General features: G+C 70.1%; 15 protein-coding genes. 13 read left to right on the forward strand and 2 right to left on the reverse strand.

From position 1 onward, the window contains the following. Window positions 1-129 precede the first annotated feature (129 nt). The 8 genes from HD595_RS43965 to HD595_RS44000 all read left to right on the forward strand — a co-directional run bounded on the left by HD595_RS43965 (window position 130) and on the right by HD595_RS44000 (window position 9,992). Window positions 130-1,281 (forward strand): epoxide hydrolase family protein, encoded by a 1,152-nt coding sequence (locus HD595_RS43965; RefSeq protein WP_253780359.1) that lies wholly within the window; start codon window positions 130-132, stop codon window positions 1,279-1,281. Window positions 1,282-1,707: 426 nt separating this feature from the next. Then, entirely contained in the window at window positions 1,708-2,982 is a 1,275-nt protein-coding gene (locus tag HD595_RS43970; RefSeq protein ID WP_253780361.1) for an RNA polymerase sigma factor, read from the forward strand. 353 nt (window positions 2,983-3,335) lie between these two features. Further along, complete coding sequence (locus HD595_RS43975) at window positions 3,336-4,667, forward strand: ABC transporter substrate-binding protein (protein ID WP_253780362.1); 1,332 nt, start codon at window positions 3,336-3,338, stop codon at window positions 4,665-4,667. A gap of 124 nt (window positions 4,668-4,791) precedes the next feature. Next, a complete protein-coding gene (locus HD595_RS43980) occupies window positions 4,792-5,742 on the forward strand; it encodes a carbohydrate ABC transporter permease (RefSeq protein ID WP_253780364.1) in 951 nt (316 codons plus the stop codon). Next, window positions 5,739-6,575, forward strand: a complete 837-nt coding sequence (locus HD595_RS43985; protein ID WP_253780365.1) for a carbohydrate ABC transporter permease — start codon at window positions 5,739-5,741, stop codon at window positions 6,573-6,575. Before HD595_RS43980 ends, HD595_RS43985 begins: the two co-directional genes overlap by 4 nt. After that, complete coding sequence (locus HD595_RS43990; protein WP_253780367.1) at window positions 6,572-7,981, forward strand: GH1 family beta-glucosidase; 1,410 nt, start codon at window positions 6,572-6,574, stop codon at window positions 7,979-7,981. Before HD595_RS43985 ends, HD595_RS43990 begins: the two co-directional genes overlap by 4 nt. Then, complete coding sequence (locus HD595_RS43995) at window positions 7,962-8,960, forward strand: LacI family DNA-binding transcriptional regulator (protein WP_253780369.1); 999 nt, start codon at window positions 7,962-7,964, stop codon at window positions 8,958-8,960. The genes HD595_RS43990 and HD595_RS43995 overlap by 20 nt, the downstream gene beginning before the upstream one ends. Before the next feature lie 24 nt (window positions 8,961-8,984). Next, on the forward strand, window positions 8,985-9,992 hold the full coding sequence (locus HD595_RS44000; RefSeq protein WP_253780370.1) for a phosphotransferase family protein: 1,008 nt from the start codon (window positions 8,985-8,987) through the stop codon (window positions 9,990-9,992). 17 nt (window positions 9,993-10,009) lie between these two features. On the opposite strand, the gene HD595_RS44005 is transcribed toward HD595_RS44000, so the two are convergent. After that, a complete protein-coding gene (locus HD595_RS44005; protein WP_253780371.1) occupies window positions 10,010-10,738 on the reverse strand; it encodes an anti-sigma factor in 729 nt (242 codons plus the stop codon). Window positions 10,739-10,868: 130 nt separating this feature from the next. Between HD595_RS44005 and HD595_RS44010 the strand changes: the two genes are divergently transcribed. After that, complete coding sequence (locus tag HD595_RS44010) at window positions 10,869-12,068, forward strand: FAD-dependent oxidoreductase (RefSeq protein ID WP_253780372.1); 1,200 nt, start codon at window positions 10,869-10,871, stop codon at window positions 12,066-12,068. Between the two features lie 67 nt (window positions 12,069-12,135). Continuing rightward, window positions 12,136-13,473: a class II 3-deoxy-7-phosphoheptulonate synthase gene (locus tag HD595_RS44015; protein WP_253780373.1), complete on the forward strand. Its 1,338-nt coding sequence runs from the start codon at window positions 12,136-12,138 to the stop codon at window positions 13,471-13,473. Window positions 13,474-13,531: 58 nt separating this feature from the next. On the opposite strand, the gene trxA is transcribed toward HD595_RS44015, so the two are convergent. Next, window positions 13,532-13,909 carry a thioredoxin gene (gene trxA, locus HD595_RS44020; protein WP_253780374.1) on the reverse strand — a complete coding sequence of 126 codons (378 nt, stop codon included), beginning with the start codon at window positions 13,907-13,909 and terminating at the stop codon, window positions 13,532-13,534. A gap of 349 nt (window positions 13,910-14,258) precedes the next feature. Between trxA and HD595_RS44025 the strand changes: the two genes are divergently transcribed. The 3 genes from HD595_RS44025 (at window position 14,259) to HD595_RS47340 (ending at window position 17,055) form a co-directional block, all read left to right on the forward strand. After that, window positions 14,259-15,788, forward strand: a complete 1,530-nt coding sequence (locus tag HD595_RS44025; protein ID WP_253780375.1) for a recombinase family protein — start codon at window positions 14,259-14,261, stop codon at window positions 15,786-15,788. 72 nt (window positions 15,789-15,860) lie between these two features. Next, window positions 15,861-16,493, forward strand: a complete 633-nt coding sequence (locus tag HD595_RS44030) for a hypothetical protein (RefSeq protein WP_253780376.1) — start codon at window positions 15,861-15,863, stop codon at window positions 16,491-16,493. Between the two features lie 229 nt (window positions 16,494-16,722). After that, window positions 16,723-17,055 carry an HNH endonuclease gene (locus HD595_RS47340; RefSeq protein ID WP_420540740.1) on the forward strand — a complete coding sequence of 111 codons (333 nt, stop codon included), beginning with the start codon at window positions 16,723-16,725 and terminating at the stop codon, window positions 17,053-17,055. Window positions 17,056-17,308 lie beyond the last annotated feature (253 nt).

The following is a 17,308-nucleotide window of genomic DNA, read 5'->3' on the forward strand; positions in this document are numbered from 1 at the left end:
CGACGACCGTGCGAAAGGGCGCCCGACGGCCACCGAACCGCATCCCGGCCGGTGCGCCAGGCACTACTGCCGGCGCGCCGCCCCCTGCCACGCTTGGGCACGTCAAACGCACCATCCCAAGGAGATCCCATGACCCGTGAGGCGATCACGCCGTTCGTCATCGACGTCCCGCAGGCCGACCTGGACGACCTGGCCGCCCGCCTGGCCGGCACCCGCTTCGCCGAGGAGCTGCCGCCCGAGGAGGTGAGCGACGGCGTGCCGCGCGGCCCGGTCCAGCCCGGCTGGGAGTACGGCGTGCCGGGGTCGTTCGTCCGCGACCTGGTCGCCCGCTGGCGCGACTTCGACTGGCGGGCGCAGGAGGCGAGGCTCAACGCGTTCCCGCAGTTCACCACCGAGATCGACGGCCAGTTGATCCACTTCGTCCACGTGCGCTCCCCGCACGAGGACGCCACGCCGCTGATCCTCACCCACGGCTGGCCCAACACCTTCGTGGAGTACCTCGACCTGGTCGGGCCGCTCACCGACCCGGCCGCGCACGGCGGCGACCCCGCCGACGCCTTCCACGTGGTGATCCCGTCCCTGCCCGGGTTCGGCTTCTCCGGCCACACCCGGGCCAAGGGCTGGGACGCCGCCCGCACCGCCGACGCGTGGGCCGAGCTGATGACCAGGCTCGGCTACGAGCGGTTCGGCGCGCACGGCAACGACGCGGGCGCCATCGTCAGCCCCGAGCTGGGCCGCCGCCACGCCGGCCGCGTGCTGGGCGTCCACGTCAACCAGATCTTCTCGTTCCCCTCCGGCGACCCCGCCGAGCTGACCGGCCTCACTCCGGAGGAGCAGGGGTACCTGGCGTTCCTCGGCGGCTTCGTCGAGCACGCGATCCACGACCGCGCCCAGCAGGCCCAGCCGCAGACCCTCGCCCACGCCCTGGCCGACTCCCCCGCCGGGCAGCTCGCCTGGATCGGCCAGCTCCTCGCCGGAGTCCCCGACCAGGACGTCATCCTGACCAACGCGACCATCTACTGGCTGACCAACACCGCGGCGTCCTCGGCGCGCTTCTACTACGAGAACCACCACGCCGAGCGGGTGGCCGAGCCGACGACCTTCCCGCTCGGCCTGGCGTCGTTCGCCTACGACTTCCGCCCGCTGCGGCGCTTCGCCGACCGCGACCACAAGAACATCGTGTCCTGGAACGAGTACGACCGCGGCAGCCACTGGTCCGCCCACGACGCCCCTGACCTGCTCGTGGACGACCTGCGCGGCTTCTTCCGCCGCTTCCGCTGACGCCGGCACCACGTCGGTCCGCCGCGCGCCGCGAACCGCCGGGACGTGGCGGCTCCTGCGCGACGGCGGGACGGGCCCGGCCCAGGAGAAGGCCGTGGTCCCGGCGGCGGGCGGGCCGGGCACGGCTGAAGGTGGGCTGCGCGCTCGGCCCGATCGAGGGCGGTCGAGGTTCCCGCCCGCCGGCCGGCGGGCCACGGCTACGGGCGCGGCGGGGCGGGCCGGTCAGTCGGAGAGGACAGGCCGGTCGGGGGGCCGGTCAGAAGCGGGCCGCTCGGAGGGCCGCTCCAGGGCGGGGAGTCGGCCGGTCGGGACGGCCGTGGGAGCGACCGGGGTTGCGACCCATGGCCGAGGCGAGCCAGTCGGTTGGGGCGGTTGGTTGGAGTGGTTGAGGTTGCGGGGGCGGCGGGGGGCTGGTCTCATGGGCCGGTGACGGGGACGGACGCGCATCGGGCGGTCGAGGCGGTGTGGCGGGGCGAGGCGGCCAGGCTCATCGCCGGGCTGGCCGGGATGGTCCGTGACGTCGGGCTGGCCGAGGAGCTGGCCCAGGACGCGCTCGTCGCCGCCCTGGAGCAGTGGCCCGCCTCAGGGGTACCGCGCAACCCGGGCGCCTGGTTGATGACGGTCGCCAAGCGGCGCGCGGTCGACCTGCTGCGCCGCGGGGAGACCTACCGGCGCAAGCTCGCCGAGGTCGGACGCGACCTCGCCCAGGGGCCGGACGCCGACCCGGCCGCGGCCCAGGCAGCGGCCGAGGCGGAGGAGGCCGACGGGGAGATCGAGGACGACCTGCTGCGGCTGGTGTTCACGGCCTGCCATCCCGTGCTGCCGCGGGAGGCGCGGGTGGCGATGGCGCTGCGGGTGCTGGGCGGGCTGACCACGGCCGAGATCGCCCGCGCCTTCCTCGTGCCCGAGCCGACCGTGGCGCAGCGGATCGTCCGGGCCAAGCGCACGCTGGCCGGGCGGCGGATCCCGTTCGAGGTGCCCCGGGGCGCCGAGCTGGCCGAACGGCTGGCGGCGGTGCTGGAGGTGATCTACCTCGTCTTCAACGAGGGTTACGCCGCCACGGCCGGCGACGACTGGATGCGGCCCGCGCTGTGCGAGGAGGCGCTGCGGCTGGGCCGGGTGCTGGCCGGGCTGATGCCCGCGGAGCCGGAGGTCCACGGGCTGGTCGCGCTCATGGAGGTCCAGCAGTCGCGCGCCGCGGCCCGGGTGGGGCCGGACGGGGAGCCGGTCCTGTTGCTGGAGCAGGACCGTTCGCGCTGGGACCGGGTGCTCATCGGCCGCGGTCTCGCCGCGCTCGGGCGGGCCGAGGGGCTCGGCGGGGCGCGCGGGCCGTACACGCTGCAGGCGGCCATCGCCGCGTGCCACGCGCGAGCGCTCACCCCGGAGGAGACCGACTGGGAGCGCATCACCGCCCTGTACGGCGAGCTGGCCCGGCTCGTGCCCACGCCCGTCGTCGAGCTGAACCGGGCCGTGGCGCTGTCCATGGCCCGGGGTCCGGCGGCGGGGCTGGAGCTGGTGGACCGCATCGCCGGCGAGCCGGCCCTGAGGGGCTACCACCTGCTGCCGAGCGTGCGCGGCGACCTGCTGGCCCGGCTCGGCCGGCGAGCCGAGGCGCGCGAGGAGTTCGAGCGGGCGGCCGCGCTGACCCGCAACGAGCGGGAGCGAGCGCTGCTGCTGGCCCGCGCGGCCGACTGCGACTGAAGGCTCGCCGACCGCGGCTGCAGGGGGTCGGCTCCGTCCCAAGGCGGCCGCGGCTCAACGATCCGGTCCGGCTTGAGACTGGTGGCTCCCGTTGCAGACTCGGCTTGTCCGGTCCTGTGGCGTTAATGGTGCGGATGGCATGGGAGCGCTCCCAGCGGGCTTATCGCGCCGTTTGCAACGCCATGTCCCCTTTCAGGGCGGCCAATCGCCCGCGAGGTAACGGTTGCGTTTCGGGGCGTTGACGGCCCGCACGCCATGAGGGCACTCTTTGTGGGAGCGCTCCCAAGACCTTCCCATCGCGGCGAGCGGGCCGCGGTGCACCTCCCACATTCACCACCCAAGAGGGGTACGGAATGAAGAACCACAAGCGCTTCGTCGTGACCGGAGCCGCGATGACGGCGCTGCTGGCCATCGCGGCGTGCAGCGGCGGCGGTGGCGGCACCACGCCCTCCGGCTCCAAGAGCAGCGCGGCGGCCGAGCCGGTCACGATCAACGTGCACACCTTCGGCGGCGGCGAGAACTTCGGCTACGACGAGGCCGTCAAGAAGTGGAACGCCGAGCACCCGAACATCCAGATCAAGTACACCAACCTCACGGACCGGTTCGAGGACGTGTACCTGCCGCAACTCCTCCAGCGCCTCCAGGCGGGGGCAGGCGCCGGGGACGTCGTCGGCATCGACGAGGGCGCGATGGGCCTCATGGCGGCCCGCCCGCAGTTCTTCACCGACCTCGGCCAGTACGGCCTGGAGAGCCGCAAGGCGGACTTCCCCGCCGCCAAGTGGGAGGCGGGCCTGAACGCGGACGGCAAGCTGTTCGCGCTCGGCACCGACATGGGCGGCATGACCATGTGCTACCGCAAGGACCTGTTCAAGAAGGCCGGCCTGCCCACGGACCGCGAGGAGGTCGGCAAGCTCTGGCCCGACTGGAACGCGTTCCTGGAGACCGGCAAGAAGTTCGAGGCCGCCAAGACGGGCGCGAAGTTCATGGACGGCCCCAACACGATCTACAACGTGATCCTCTTCCAGGAGGCGCCGAAGAACGGCAACCTCTCCTACTTCGACAAGAACAACCAGCTCGTCATCGAGTCCAACCCGGCCGTCAAGACCTCCTTCGACTGGGTGACCACCTTCAGCAAGGCCGGCCTGACCGCCAAACTGCAGGCGTGGAGCCCGGCGTGGGACAAGGCCATCAAGGGCGGCGGCTTCGCCACCATGGGCTGCCCGTCGTGGATGCTCGGCGTGATCGAGGGCAAGGCCGGCCCGTCCAACAAGGGCAACTGGGACGTCGCGGCGGTGCCCGGCGGCACGGGCAACTGGGGTGGCTCCTGGCTGGCGGTGCCCAAGCAGACCAAGCACCCCAAGGAGGCCGCCGAGGTCGTGAACTACCTCACCGGCAAGGAGGGCCACATCGCGGCCTTCAAGGAGGCCGGCGCGTTCCCGAGCTCGCTGCCCGCGCAGCAGGACCCCGAGGTGGCGAACCTGAAGAACGCCTACTTCAACGACGCGCCGACCGGCAAGATCTTCAGCGAGTCGGTCAAGAACCTCCAGCCGGTGTTCTTCGGCGAGAAGCACGCCCAGGTCAAGACCGCGGTCGAGAAGGTCATCGAGGGCATGGACCAGGGCGCGGTCAAGTACGACGAGGCCTGGTCGAAGTTCGTCGCGGCGGGTGTGAAGGCGGCGGGCTGACCCCCCGCCAAGGCGGCGGACCGATCCCCGTCACGGCGGCGGGCTGACCCCGCCCCCAAGACCGGGTGGCGCCCCTTCCCCTCTGCGGGCGCCACCCCTCCCCGCCCCGGCTCGAAAGGCTTCCATGACTCTCCAACTCGCGCCGCCCCGCAAGGTGCCGGGCAGGCGGACCGCCCCGTCCCGGCGGATGGCCCGCTTCGACCTCAAGGGCGTGCCGTACCTGCTGGTGTCGCCCTACTACCTGCTGTTCGCGGTCTTCGGCGTGTTCCCGCTCGGCTACACGCTCTGGGTCTCGCTCCACGACTGGGAGCTGGCCGGCGACACCAAGTTCACCGGCCTGGCAAACTACGGCGAGCTGATCACGGACGAATCGTTCTGGAACGCCGTCGTCAACACGCTCGGCATGTTCGTCGTGGCCACCGTCCCCCAGATCGTGCTCGCGCTGCTGCTGGCCAACGCCCTCAACAAGAGGCTGCGCGGCCGGCTGCTGCTGCGTCTCGGCGTGCTGCTGCCGCTCGTCACCTCGGTCGTCGCCGTCGCCGTCGTCTTCAGCCAGCTCTACAGCCGCGACTACGGCCTGTTCAACTGGATCCTGTCCTGGTTCGGCGTCGACCCGATCACCTGGCAGAACGAGAAGTGGTCGTCCTGGATCGCGATCTCCACGATGATCGACTGGCGCTGGACGGGCTACAACGCGATCATTCTGCTCGCCGCGATGCAGACGATCCCGCGCGACCTGTACGAGGCCGCCGCCATCGACGGCGCCACGGCCCGCACCCAGTTCTGGCGCATCACGGTGCCGATGCTGCGGCCGACGATCGTGTTCGTCGTGTTCATCTCGACGATCGGCGGGCTGACCCTGTTCGCCGAGCCGGTCATGTTCGAGGGCAACCCGATGATGACGGGCGGCACCACCGGCCAGTACCAGACGGTGGCCATGTTCATCGTCAAGTCCGCCTTCCGCGACTTCGAGATGGGCTACGCCGCGGCGGCCGCCTGGCTGCTGTTCGTGCTCATCCTGCTCGGCACCATGATCAACTACTGGTTCACCCGGCGCATCGGAGGGGCCAAGTGAACAACCGCCTCTGGGACGCCGGCCTCCTCACCAAGGTCGTGCTCGGGTTCGCGCTGCTGCTGTCCGCGTTCCCGATCTACTACATGTTCATCATGGCGACGCGCACCAACGACGACGCCGTCGAGACGCCGCCGCCGCTGCTGCCCGGCGGCCACCTCGGCGAGAACATCCAGCGGCTGCTCGCCACCGAGGACGCCAACTTCGTCACCGGCCTGGTCAACTCCGCGATCGTCGCCGTCACGGTGACGGCGTCGGTGGTGCTCATCTCGACGCTGGCCGGCTTCGCGTTCGCCAAGCTCCGCTTCCCCGGCTCCAAGGCCCTGCTCGGGCTGATCCTGGTCACGATGATGGTGCCGCTCCAGCAGATGGGCATGGTGCCGCTGTACGAGATGATGGTCAAGCTCGAATGGACCGGCCAGCTCAAGGCGGTCATCCTGCCGTTCCTCGTCAACGGGTTCGGCGTGTTCATGATGACCCAGTACACCTCCCAGGCGGTGCCCGACGAGCTGGTCGAGGCGGCCCGGGTGGACGGGGCGACCACCCTCGGGATCTACGGCCGGGTCGTCCTGCCGGCGCTGCGGCCCGGGATGGCGGTGCTGGCGCTGCTCGTGTTCATGCAGACCTGGAACGAGTTCATGTGGCCGCTCATCGTGCTGAACCCGGACAACCCGGTGGTTCAGACGTCGATCGCGGCGCTCAACTCCGCCCACGGCACGGACTACGTGATGCTGTTCACCGGCACCGCCGCCTCCGTCCTCCCTCTCTTCGTGGTTTTCGTGCTGTTCGGCCGGCAGATCGTCGGCGGACTGATGGAAGGTGCGGTCAAGGCGTGACGACTCAAGAGGAGCAGATGAGCTCCCACCTGCGGTTCCCACCGGGATTCGCGTGGGGCGCGGCCACCTCGGCGTACCAGATCGAGGGCGGGGTGAGCGACGACGGGCGCGGCGTCTCCATCTGGGACACCTTCACCAAGCGGCCCGGACGGGTGGTGGGCGGCCACCACGCGGACGTGGCCATCGACCACTACCACCGCTACAAGGACGACGTCGCCGTCATGGCGGACCTCGGCCTGAGCGCCTACCGGTTCTCGGTGTCGTGGCCGCGGATCCAGCCGGAGGGCTCGGGCGCGTTCAACCACAAGGGGCTCGACTTCTACAAGCGGCTCTGCGATGAGCTGCTCGCCCGCGGCATCGACCCGTGGCTGACCCTCTACCACTGGGACCTGCCGCAGGCGCTGGAGGACGCGGGCGGCTGGCCCGAGCGCGACACCGCCTACCGCTTCGCCGAGTACGCCTTGTGCGTCCACGACGCGCTCAAGGACCACGTGCACACCTTCGGCACGGTCAACGAGCCGTGGTGCGCCGCCTTCCTCGGCTACGCCTCGGGCGAGCACGCCCCGGGCCGGCGGGAGCCGGACAACGCCATCAGGGCCGCCCACCACCTCAACCTCGCCCACGGGCTGGCCGTACGGGCCATGAACGCCCGGCGCGCGGGCGGCTGCGTCAACCTGTACGCGATCACCCCGGCCACCGGCAGCGACGCCGACCTCGACGCGGCGCGGCGCATCGACGGGCTGCAGAACCGCTTCTTCCTCGACGCGCTGCTGCTCGGCCGCTACCCCGAGGACGTCCTGGCCGACCTCGGCATGGACACCGGCTTCATCCACGACGGCGACCTGGCCACCATCAACGCGCCGCTCGACGTGCTGCTCGTCAACTACTACAGCCGCTTCACCGTTTCGGGAGCCGGAGGCGGCAAGGCGTCGGCGGCGGCGGCCCCGACGGAGACGGGTTCGCCGTGGGTCGGCAGCGAGCACGTGTCGTTCGTCAACGGCGGGCGGCCGGTCACCGCGATGGGCTGGGAGATCGACGACGCCGGCCTGCTGGAGGTGCTGCAGCGGGTGGCGCGCGAGTACCCGCCGATCCCGCTGGTGGTCTCCGAGAACGGCGCCGCGTTCGACGACGTGCTGAAGGACGGGCGCGTCCACGACGCCGAGCGCACCGCCTACCTCGACTGCCACCTGCGCGCCTGCCGGGAGGCGATCGACGCGGGCGTGCCGCTGCAGGGCTACTTCGCCTGGTCGCTGATGGACAATTTCGAGTGGGCGTGGGGCTACGGCAAGCGGTTCGGGCTGGTCCACGTGGACTTCGAGACCCAGGAACGGGTGCTGAAGGACAGCGCACGCTGGTACAGCCAGATCATCCGGCAGAATAGGCGCCATGAACCGACCGACTCTTGAGGCAGTCGCGGCCCGGGCCGGGGTCGGCCGGGGCACGGTGTCCAGGGTCATCAACGGGTCCCCCAACGTCAGCGAGAAGGCGCGCGAGGCGGTCCGCCAGGCCATCGAGGAGCTGGGCTACGTGCCCAACCGGGCCGCGCGCGCCCTCGTCACCCGGCGCACCGACACGGTGGCCCTGGTGGTGTCCGAGAGCGAGCTGCGGGTCTTCGACGAGCCGTACTTCGCGGGCACGATCAGGGGCATCGGCTCGGCGCTGTCCGAGACCGGGCTCCAGCTCATCCTCGCGATGGCGCAGTCGGCCGAGGAGCACGAGCGGCTGGAGCACTACCTGACGGGGCAGCACGTCGACGGCGTGCTGCTCCTGTCGCTGCACGGCGACGACCCGCTGCCCGGCCGGCTGGAGGCGATGGGCGTGCCCACCGTGCTCGGCGGCCGGCCGGTGGGCCCGGCCCCCTACAGCTACGTCGACATGGACAACCGGGCGGGCGCCCGGCAGGCGGTCAAGCACCTGCTGGGCCTCGGCCGGGCCTCGATCGCCACCATCGCCGGCCCCCAGGACATGGGGGTGGGCGTCGACCGGCTGGCCGGCTACCGCGACGCGCTGCTCAGCTCCGGCATGCCGGAGCTGGTGGCCTACGGCGACTTCTCCGAGGAGAGCGGCGCCTCGGCGATGCGCGAGCTGCTGGCGGAGCATCCGGGGCTCGACGCGGTGTTCACCGCCTCCGACCTCATGGCGGTGGGCGCGATGCGGGTGCTGAAGGCCGCGGGCCGCGCCATCCCGGACGACGTGGCGGTGGTCGGCTTCGAGGACTCGAAGGCGGCCGCGCACACCGACCCGCCGCTGACCACGGTCCACCAGCCGACCGAGGCCATGGGCCGGCAGATGGCGCAGCTCCTGGTGGCCCGCATCAACGGCGAGGAGGTGCGCCAGCCGGTGGTCATCCTCGACACCCACCTGGTGCTGCGCGCGTCGGCCTGACCCCGGATCCGGAGGACCCCCGCGATGGACAGCAGGACGAAGCGGCGCCTGTCCCCCGCCGAGCTGGACGCCCTGGCCCGGCGCGCGCTCGGCACGGGCGTGGCCGCCGCGGCGGAGCTGACCGACGGCTACGCCAACGCCGTGTGGCGGCTGACGCTCGACGACGGCCGCGCCGTGGTGCTCAAGGTGGCGCCGCCGCCCGAGCTGGAGCAGCTCAGCTACGAGCGCCACCTGCTGCGCATGGAGGCGGCGGTGTGCGAGCTGGCCGTCTCGGCGGGGGTGCCGGTGGCGGCGCTGGTGGCCGCCGGGTTCGACGACCCGGTGCTGGGCGGCGACTACCTCGTGCTGGGCGCGCTCGACGGCGTCTCCTGGAACGCCGTACCCGCCTCCGGGGGCCCGCTCGCCGCCGGCGGGCACGACGAGCTGCGGCGCGAGCTCGGCCGGCACCTGGCCCGGTTCAACGCGGTGACCGGCGAGGTGTTCGGCTACCCGCACGCGGGCATCACCGGGGCCACCTGGCGGGAGGCGTACCTCGCCATGGCGGGGGCGCTGCTGGCCGACACCCTGCGCTACCCGACGCCGCTGCCGATGCCCGCCGAGCGGATCGCCGCCGTGCTGGCCGCCGCGGCGCCGGCGCTGGACGAGGTGACGACGCCGCACCTGGTCCACTTCGACGTGTGGCAGGGCAACGTGTTCCTGGACCTGACGGGCCCGCCGCGCATCCAGGCGATCATCGACCACGAGCGGGCGTTCTGGGGCGACCCGCTGGCGGAGTTCGTCACGCCGACCATCTTCGGCGAGCTGCGCGAGGACGACCCGCTGCTGGCGGGCTACCGCGAGGTGACGCCGCTGGAGCTGACGCCCCGGGCGCTGGTGCGGCTCGACCTGTACCGGGCGTACCTCTACCTGATCCTGCTGGTGGAGAACGGGCCGCGCCAGTACCCGGAGGACGAGTACCGCCGCATCCGCGACCTGGCCACGGCGGCGCTCACCGAGGTGCTGGACCGCCTCGCCGCCGCCCCGCGGGCCTGACGGGGAGCGCCGCGGGCTCAGGCCGGGGGGAGGTCGGCGAGGAGGAGAGGGCGGGTCGTGGGCCGCTCGGAGCCTCCGGCGGGCTCGACCGTGAGCCCCAGGCGCGCGTCGCCCTGGCGCACGCGGATCGGCACCGGCCCGCCCCCGGGGCCGGGGTCGATGAGGGCCGCCGGGCGGGCGCCGCCGGGGCCCGTCAGCCACAGCTCGTAGACGCGCGACGCGGGCAGCCGGGGCAGGCCCGCCGAGGCGAACACCACGCTCCCCCGCGCCCGGGAGACGACGAGCGTGCCCATGCCGCCCGAGGCGACGGGCCGCCGCACCGTGCGCGCGTCGGGGGCGGCCAGCACGGCGGCCACCTCGCGCTCCCGGGCGCGCGCCGCGTCGAGGTCGCCACGCGCGTCCCGGGCGGCCACCCCGAGCACGACGGCCACCACCGCGGCGGCGACCGACACCGCCGCCAGCGCCACCGTCGCCGCGCCCTGCCTTCGTCCTCGCCGCCCACGCCGGTGCGGGACGGGGCGGCGGGCGCGCAGGAGGCGGGCGGCGGACAGGACGCGGGGCCACAGGCGCGCCGGTGGCGGCTCGGCCAGCGGGAGCGCCAGCCGGGCGGCCGTCTCCCGCAGCCGCCGCACCTCCGCCGCGCACGCCGCGCACCCCGCCAGATGGCGCTCGAACAGCACCGCCTCCGCCTCCGGCAGCGCGTGCACCGCGTAGGCGCCGGACAGGGCGTGGAGCTCCTCGGTCACGGTCGGCTCCCCACGTCGATCGGCGGCTGTCGTCCAGTACTTCGGCTCCTCCGGCCCGCCGGATGTCCGCGTGTTCGGGTGCGCTCGTACGGGGAAAGACCCGGCCAGAAGCCGCACCTGGGGACGGACCATGACCTGTGTGATCGCCGGCGGCGGCCCCGCGGGCGCGATGCTCGCCCTGCTGCTCGCCCGGGCCGGTGTCGAGGTGACGCTGCTGGAGAAGCACGCCGACTTCCTGCGTGACTTCCGCGGCGACACCATCCACCCCTCGACGCTCCAGGTGCTCGGCGAGATCGGCCTGGCCGAGGAGTTCCTGCGGCTGCCGCACCGCAAGGCGTACGAGTTCAGCGTCGTCACCGACACCGGCCCGATCAGGCTGGCCGACCTGCACGGGCTGCCCTGCGCCTACGACTACATCGCCTTCGTCCCCCAGTGGGACTTCCTGGACCTCGTCACCACGGCCGCCGCCCGCTACCCGTCGTTCCGGCTGCTGATGAGCGCCGAGGCGTACGGGCTGATCGTGGAGGACGGCGCGGTGCGCGGCCTGCGCTACCGCGACGCGGACGGCGAGCACGAGCTGCGCGCGGCGCTGACCGTCGCCGCCGACGGCCGCGACTCGGTGCTGCGCCGGGCCGCCGGGCTGGTGCCGCGGGAGTTCGGGGCGCCGATGGACGTGCTGTGGTTCCGGCTGCCGCGCGAGCCCGGCGACCCCGGGCAGCCGTTCCTGCGGCTCTCGCGCGGCCACCTGATGGTGGCGATCGACCGCGGGACGTACTGGCAGCTCGCCTACGTCATCCCCAAGGGCGGCCACGACGAGCTGGTGAAGCGGGGCATCGGCGCGCTGCGGGAGCCGGTGGCGCGGCTGCTGCCGTTCCTGGCCGAGCGGGCGGAGCTGATCGAGGGCTACGACGACGTGAGCGTGCTGACCGTGGTGCTGAACCGGCTGCGCCGCTGGCACCGGCCCGGCTTCACGGCCATCGGCGACGCCGCCCACGCGATGTCGCCGGTGTTCGGCGTCGGCATCAACCTGGCCGTCCAGGACGCCGTGGCCGCGGCCAACCTGGTGGCCGCGCCGCTGCGGGCGTACGGGCGGGTGCCGGAGGAGGTGCTGCGGCGGCTCCAGCGGCGGCGCATGTGGCCGACCCGGGTCACCCAGGCCGCCCAGCGGGTGGTGCAGAATCTGCTGATCGGCCCGGCGCTGAGCGGCCGCGTCCCGGCCCCGCCGATCCGGCCCGACGTGACGCGGATCCCGCTGCTGAACCGGGTCCCGCGGCGCTTCATCGGCCTCGGCGTACGGCCCGAGCACGTCGAGGTGCCGTCGTCTCCGTGAAACGGCCTTCTCACAACGTGGACATCGGGTCCTGCCGGAGGGGGCCGGTGGCATACCCTCGTATGTCGTGAGCGCACACAGCAATCTGGATTCCTGGAGAGACCTCCCCGCGGCCCAGCAGCCCGACTGGCCCGACCGCGGCGAGCTCGACAAGGTCGTCGCCGAGCTCGGCGGCCTGCCTCCCCTCGTCTTCGCCGGCGAGTGCGACCAGCTCAAGGACGAGCTGGCCGCCGTGGCGCGCGGCGAGGCGTTCGTGCTGCAGGGCGGCGACTGCGCCGAGACGTTCGCCGGCGCGACCGCCGACAACGTCCGCAACAAGCTCAAGACGCTGCTGCAGATGGCGATCGTGCTCACGTACGCGGGCAAGGTGCCGGTCGTCAAGATCGGGCGGCTGGCCGGGCAGTTCGCCAAGCCGCGCTCCAAGGGCACCGAGACCCGCGAGGGCGTCGAGCTGCCCGCCTACCGGGGCGACATGGTCAACGGCTTCGACTTCACCCCCGAGGCGCGCAGGCCCGACCCGTGGCGGCTGCTGAAGGCGTACCACTCCTCCGCCGTGACGCTCAACCTGGCCCGCGCCTTCGCCAAGGGCGGCTACGCCGACCTGCGCCAGGTCCACGCCTGGAACCAGGACTTCGTCGCCGAGTCGCCGGCCGGCCGCCGCTACGAGCAGCTCGCCCGGGAGATCGACCAGGCGCTGGCGTTCATGCGCGCCTGCGGGGCCGACCCCGAGGAGTTCCACACGGTCGAGTTCTACTCCTCGCACGAGGCGCTGATCCTCGACTACGACCGGGCGCTGACCCGCATCGACTCCCGCACCGGCCTGCCGTACGACGTGTCGGCGCACATGGTGTGGATCGGCGAGCGCACCCGCCAGCTCGACGGCGCCCACGTCGACTTCTTCGCCCGCATCCGCAACCCGATCGGCGTCAAGCTGGGCCCGACCACGACGGCGTCCCAGGCGCTGGAGCTGGTCGAGAAGCTCAACCCCGACAACGAGCCGGGCCGGCTGACGTTCATCACCCGCATGGGCGCGCCGAAGATCCGTGAGCTGCTGCCCGGGCTGGTCAAGGAGGTCACCTCCGCCGGCGCCAAGGTGGCCTGGGTGTGCGACCCGATGCACGGCAACACGTTCGAGGCGCCGAGCGGCCACAAGACGCGGCGGCTCGACGACGTGCTCGACGAGGTGGCGGGCTTCTTCGAGGTCCACCGCTCGCTGGGCACCCACCCGGGCGGCATCCACATCGAGTTCACCGGCGACGACGTGACGGAGTGCGTGGGCGGCGGCCACGAGATCGCCGAGGGCGACCTCGCGACCCGCTACGAGACGGCCTGCGACCCGCGTCTCAACCGGGGCCAGTCGCTCGACCTCGCCTTCCGCGTCGCGGAGCTCTACCGCAACGCCTGAGCCGGCACTCCCCTGGCATGCGAAAAAGCCCCGCCGTCACGGGCGGGGCCTGCCGGGGTCAGTTGTTGTTCTCGGCCTGCTTGAGCTCCTCGCTCAGCTCGCTGCGGATGGCGTCCATGTCGAGCGCGCGGACCTGGCTGATGAGGTCCTCCAGGGCGGGCTCGGGGATGGCGCCGGGCTGGGCGTAGACGACGATGCCGTCGCGGATCGCCATCAGCGTCGGGATCGAGGTGATGTCGAAGCCCTGCGCGAGCGCCTGCTGCGCGTCCGTGTCGATCTTGCCGAAGGTGATGTCGCCGTGCTTCTGCGACGCCTTCTCGAAGATCGGCCCGAACATGCGGCACGGACCGCACCACTCAGCCCAGAAGTCGAGCAGGACGATCCCCTTGTCGGCGATGTCGTTGAAGTTGGTCTCGGTTACCTCGATGGTCGCCACAAGTGGCTCCTCGCTCGTCGTTGAAGCTGTCAACGGATAGGAACCCCTACCCGTCCTCCGTCATTCCAGCCTCGCACGCGCGCGGGCCCCGCCACGTCTCAGGTGGCGGGGCCCGCGTCCGTCGTACGCTGCCCCCTTTTCTACCCCTTGCCGCCGGGCAGGGTGAGGCCGATCACGACGGGGTCGTGGTCGGAGGAGCGGTAGGCGTCCGGCCGGTAGAGGTCCGGCGGGTTGAACTCGGTGTTGTAGTCGAGGATGCGCGGCTCGTCTGTGTTCCGGATTGCGATAGATCATCTATCGCGTACAGTCACCCCGATTCAGAGGAGTCGGGCCGAACACAGGAGCCGCATTGCCCCCGCGCAAGCAAGCCCCCCGATCCGCCGTGCCGAGCGCCACGGACGGCAAGCGCGCCTTGATCGTGATCCGTCTGTCCAACATGACGGACACGACCACGAGCCCTCAGCGGCAGCGTGCCATCTGTGAGGACTACTGCCGGACGAACGGCCTCACGATCGTCGGCTACGCCAAAGACCTGGACATCTCCGCCACGGAGTACGCACCGTGGGATCGCCCCGAGTTGGGCAAGTGGATGTCCGACCGCGCCAGTGAGTTCGATGCCATGGTGTTCTGGCGAGCGGACCGTCTGGTCCGCAACGCTGGCGATCTGACGAGCATGGCCGACTGGTCCCGCAAGCACGGGAAGCGCCTCGTCTCCGCAAGCGAACCGAACTTCGACGTCATCACGGCAACCGGCGAGGGCATCGCCACCATCCAGGCTGTGTTTGCTCGAATGGAGTCTGAAGCCACGCGGGCGCGTGTGATGAGCGCCAAGGAGGCCCGACGTAAGCAGGGCAAGTGGAACGGCTCCAGCGCGCCCTACGGCTTCTCCCCCGTCCCTGCGCCGGACGGCGGCTATCGCCTTGAGCCTGACGAGAACCATGTCCGCATCCTCGAATGGGCGGACGCGGTGATAGGGGGCAAGTCCCGCTTTGCCATCGTGGAGGAACTCAGGGCCGCCAAGGTGCCCACGCCTGCCGACGTCAACAACGCCCGCATGGGCAGGCCCGCCAGGGGCAACCCGTGGACCCTCCAAGCCGTTACGAAGATCCTCACTTCTCGCATCCTCATCGGCGAGACGGTGCACAACGGTGAAGTCTTACGCGACGACAAGGGCGCTCCCATCCTTCGGACGAGTCCGATCATGAGTCGTGAAAAATGGCAGCGCCTTCAGGAAGCGATCAACAACAACGTTCGCGGGCAGAAGAGCACTCAGCGCAAGAACGCCTCGATGCTGCTTCGCATCGCTTTCTGTAAGTGCGGAGAACCTCTCTACACCAAGAAGGCAACAAATAAGTACAACAAGACTGACTATTACGTCTGCTACGGACGACAGAAGGGTGCTTGTGACGCCCTCTACGCCAGGAAGGACCGGCTTGAGGAGTACGTGGAGGCTACTCTTCTTGACAGACTTGGAGATGAGGAGATCTCCAGAGCCGTCCACATCCCTGGCGAAGATCACACCGCAGAATTAGCAGACGTGGCCGAACTCATGCGGAAGACGCGCGAGGAGCGCCGCAAAGGGCACTACGGCTACCCGGGCGGCGATGAGGATTTTGAACATGAGATCCAGGCACTTATAAGCCGTCGGAAGTACCTGGCATCCCTTCCCCAGACGGAAGCACGCACGGACTATCTGCCGACCGGACAAACCTTCCGGGACTTCTGGTCCGGGCTCACACAAGAGGACAAGGGCGTATACCTGCGAGAGGTTGAGTTCAAAATTCATGTGACAGAAATGACCACCCGTTTCACGAACGTCGAAGTCACTTGGGGCTCAACCTTCGAGCACATGCTTCGACGAGTCGCGGAACACTCATAGCGGGTACAGGGCCTGAATGGGACGCCCCCTCCCCCAGAACAGATACACGCACAAAATCACTAGTGAGGTCAAGTGCCCGAGGTTACGCCACGCCGACTGCTTACGGCCAGATACGACGACAAGGTGTTCTTCGAGCGAATGCTATTTGACGAGTTCGGGCAAGAGATCATGAGCCACTTCCCGGGCAACGCTCAGAACGCACGCACAACACTACTCCTGGCGTTAGCCATCCTTCGTCACGTTAACGGATCAAGCCATGTTTCTTATGTTGGACTAAGCACGTTGGCCCAAGAGCTTGGCTACACCGGAAACGACCACAAGTTCCGAAACAAGTTGGATGTCCTGCTAAACGCAGGCTTCTACACACAGCAAGGAAAACAGGGAAGAGCTCCGATCCTGAGACCATCAATTCCCGAGCACCTTCGACAGAAGTATGCGGAGGATTTTCAGGACGGGATAGGCGAAGAGGTAATCCGAGTCACGGACACGGGCACCCAGAAGCGCCAGGCCGACAAAGCACCTGAGCGGCCAAACAAGGTTCAAGTAGGGACTACGGCAGTAGACCCCTTCGAGGGCATCGCCGACACCCCACACTTCCCTGAGTTCGGGCCAGGCGAGTCACAGTCGATCGTGCGGCGGCGGCCGGTAAGCACTCCTGCCGCCAGCTCGGCCAGGCGGAGACCGTTCGGCGGCGATCGGTACTGACATCGCCCGCCCCGGCGGGCACTAAGTATGGAGCTGCAAGTCAGAAGCTGAAAGCTTTGAGTTCCAAGGGTACTAATAACTACTCAGCCGAGAGCCCTGGCGATCTGCCAGGGCTCTTTATGTAGGTCAGGAGATTATTGGCCAACAAGATCTGTAATGAGACCGGCTGTCACGGCATCACTCTGCCGAGGCAAGGCAAGCGTTCCGCCCACCGCGTAAGCCGTGGGCGGTGACGTCCAAGAGAAACCTGTCCAGGCCGTCAGATTGGAACCGCCGTCGCAGGGCGGTTCCCAAGCGGGACATCGCCGTCTGCTACCTGTGCCGTCTACCGGGGGCGACGGAGGTCGATCACGTCACGGCCGTAGCCGATGGCGGCGGCTGGGAGTATGCCAATCTCCGCAGCGCCCACCGGGCATGCCATGCAGACAAGACACTCCGGGAGCGGGCCAGCAGAGGCCGCCGAACGAACCAAAGTGGACTCGTTAGTTCGTTAGTTGTGGTCGATGGTCAGGAAGGGTGTGTGAGTGTGTCGACCCTTCCGACCTCGAAATCTCCCTACTGATCAGGGTTGCCAAAGGGCCTCCAGAGTAAGGAGACCCTCAACCTGCCCGCCGCAAACTCTGAGCCTCGTGATCTGATGACGGGCATTTTGTCCGCCGTCCCCAACACCACATTCTCCGAAGGCTATGACACACGATTCGTGTGTCATACGCAGTTTTCGCAGCTCAGCCCGACTATCACTACTGATGATGGTCGTAAGACCGAGAGGAAGAGTTATGTCCTGGCATTCGCCAGATAGCTGTCTAATTCAGGTG

Source organism: Nonomuraea roseoviolacea subsp. carminata, from assembly GCF_024172185.1.
Classification (GTDB): domain Bacteria; phylum Actinomycetota; class Actinomycetes; order Streptosporangiales; family Streptosporangiaceae; genus Nonomuraea; species Nonomuraea roseoviolacea.

Coding starts and splice junctions, on each gene's coding strand:
- HD595_RS43965 (WP_253780359.1), top strand. CDS start 130: ATGACCCGTGAGGCGATCACGCCGTTCGTCATCGACGTCCCGCAGGCC.
- HD595_RS43975 (WP_253780362.1), top strand. CDS start 3,336: ATGAAGAACCACAAGCGCTTCGTCGTGACCGGAGCCGCGATGACGGCG.
- HD595_RS43980 (WP_253780364.1), top strand. CDS start 4,792: ATGACTCTCCAACTCGCGCCGCCCCGCAAGGTGCCGGGCAGGCGGACC.
- HD595_RS43995 (WP_253780369.1), top strand. CDS start 7,962: ATGAACCGACCGACTCTTGAGGCAGTCGCGGCCCGGGCCGGGGTCGGC.
- HD595_RS44000 (WP_253780370.1), top strand. CDS start 8,985: ATGGACAGCAGGACGAAGCGGCGCCTGTCCCCCGCCGAGCTGGACGCC.
- HD595_RS44010 (WP_253780372.1), top strand. CDS start 10,869: ATGACCTGTGTGATCGCCGGCGGCGGCCCCGCGGGCGCGATGCTCGCC.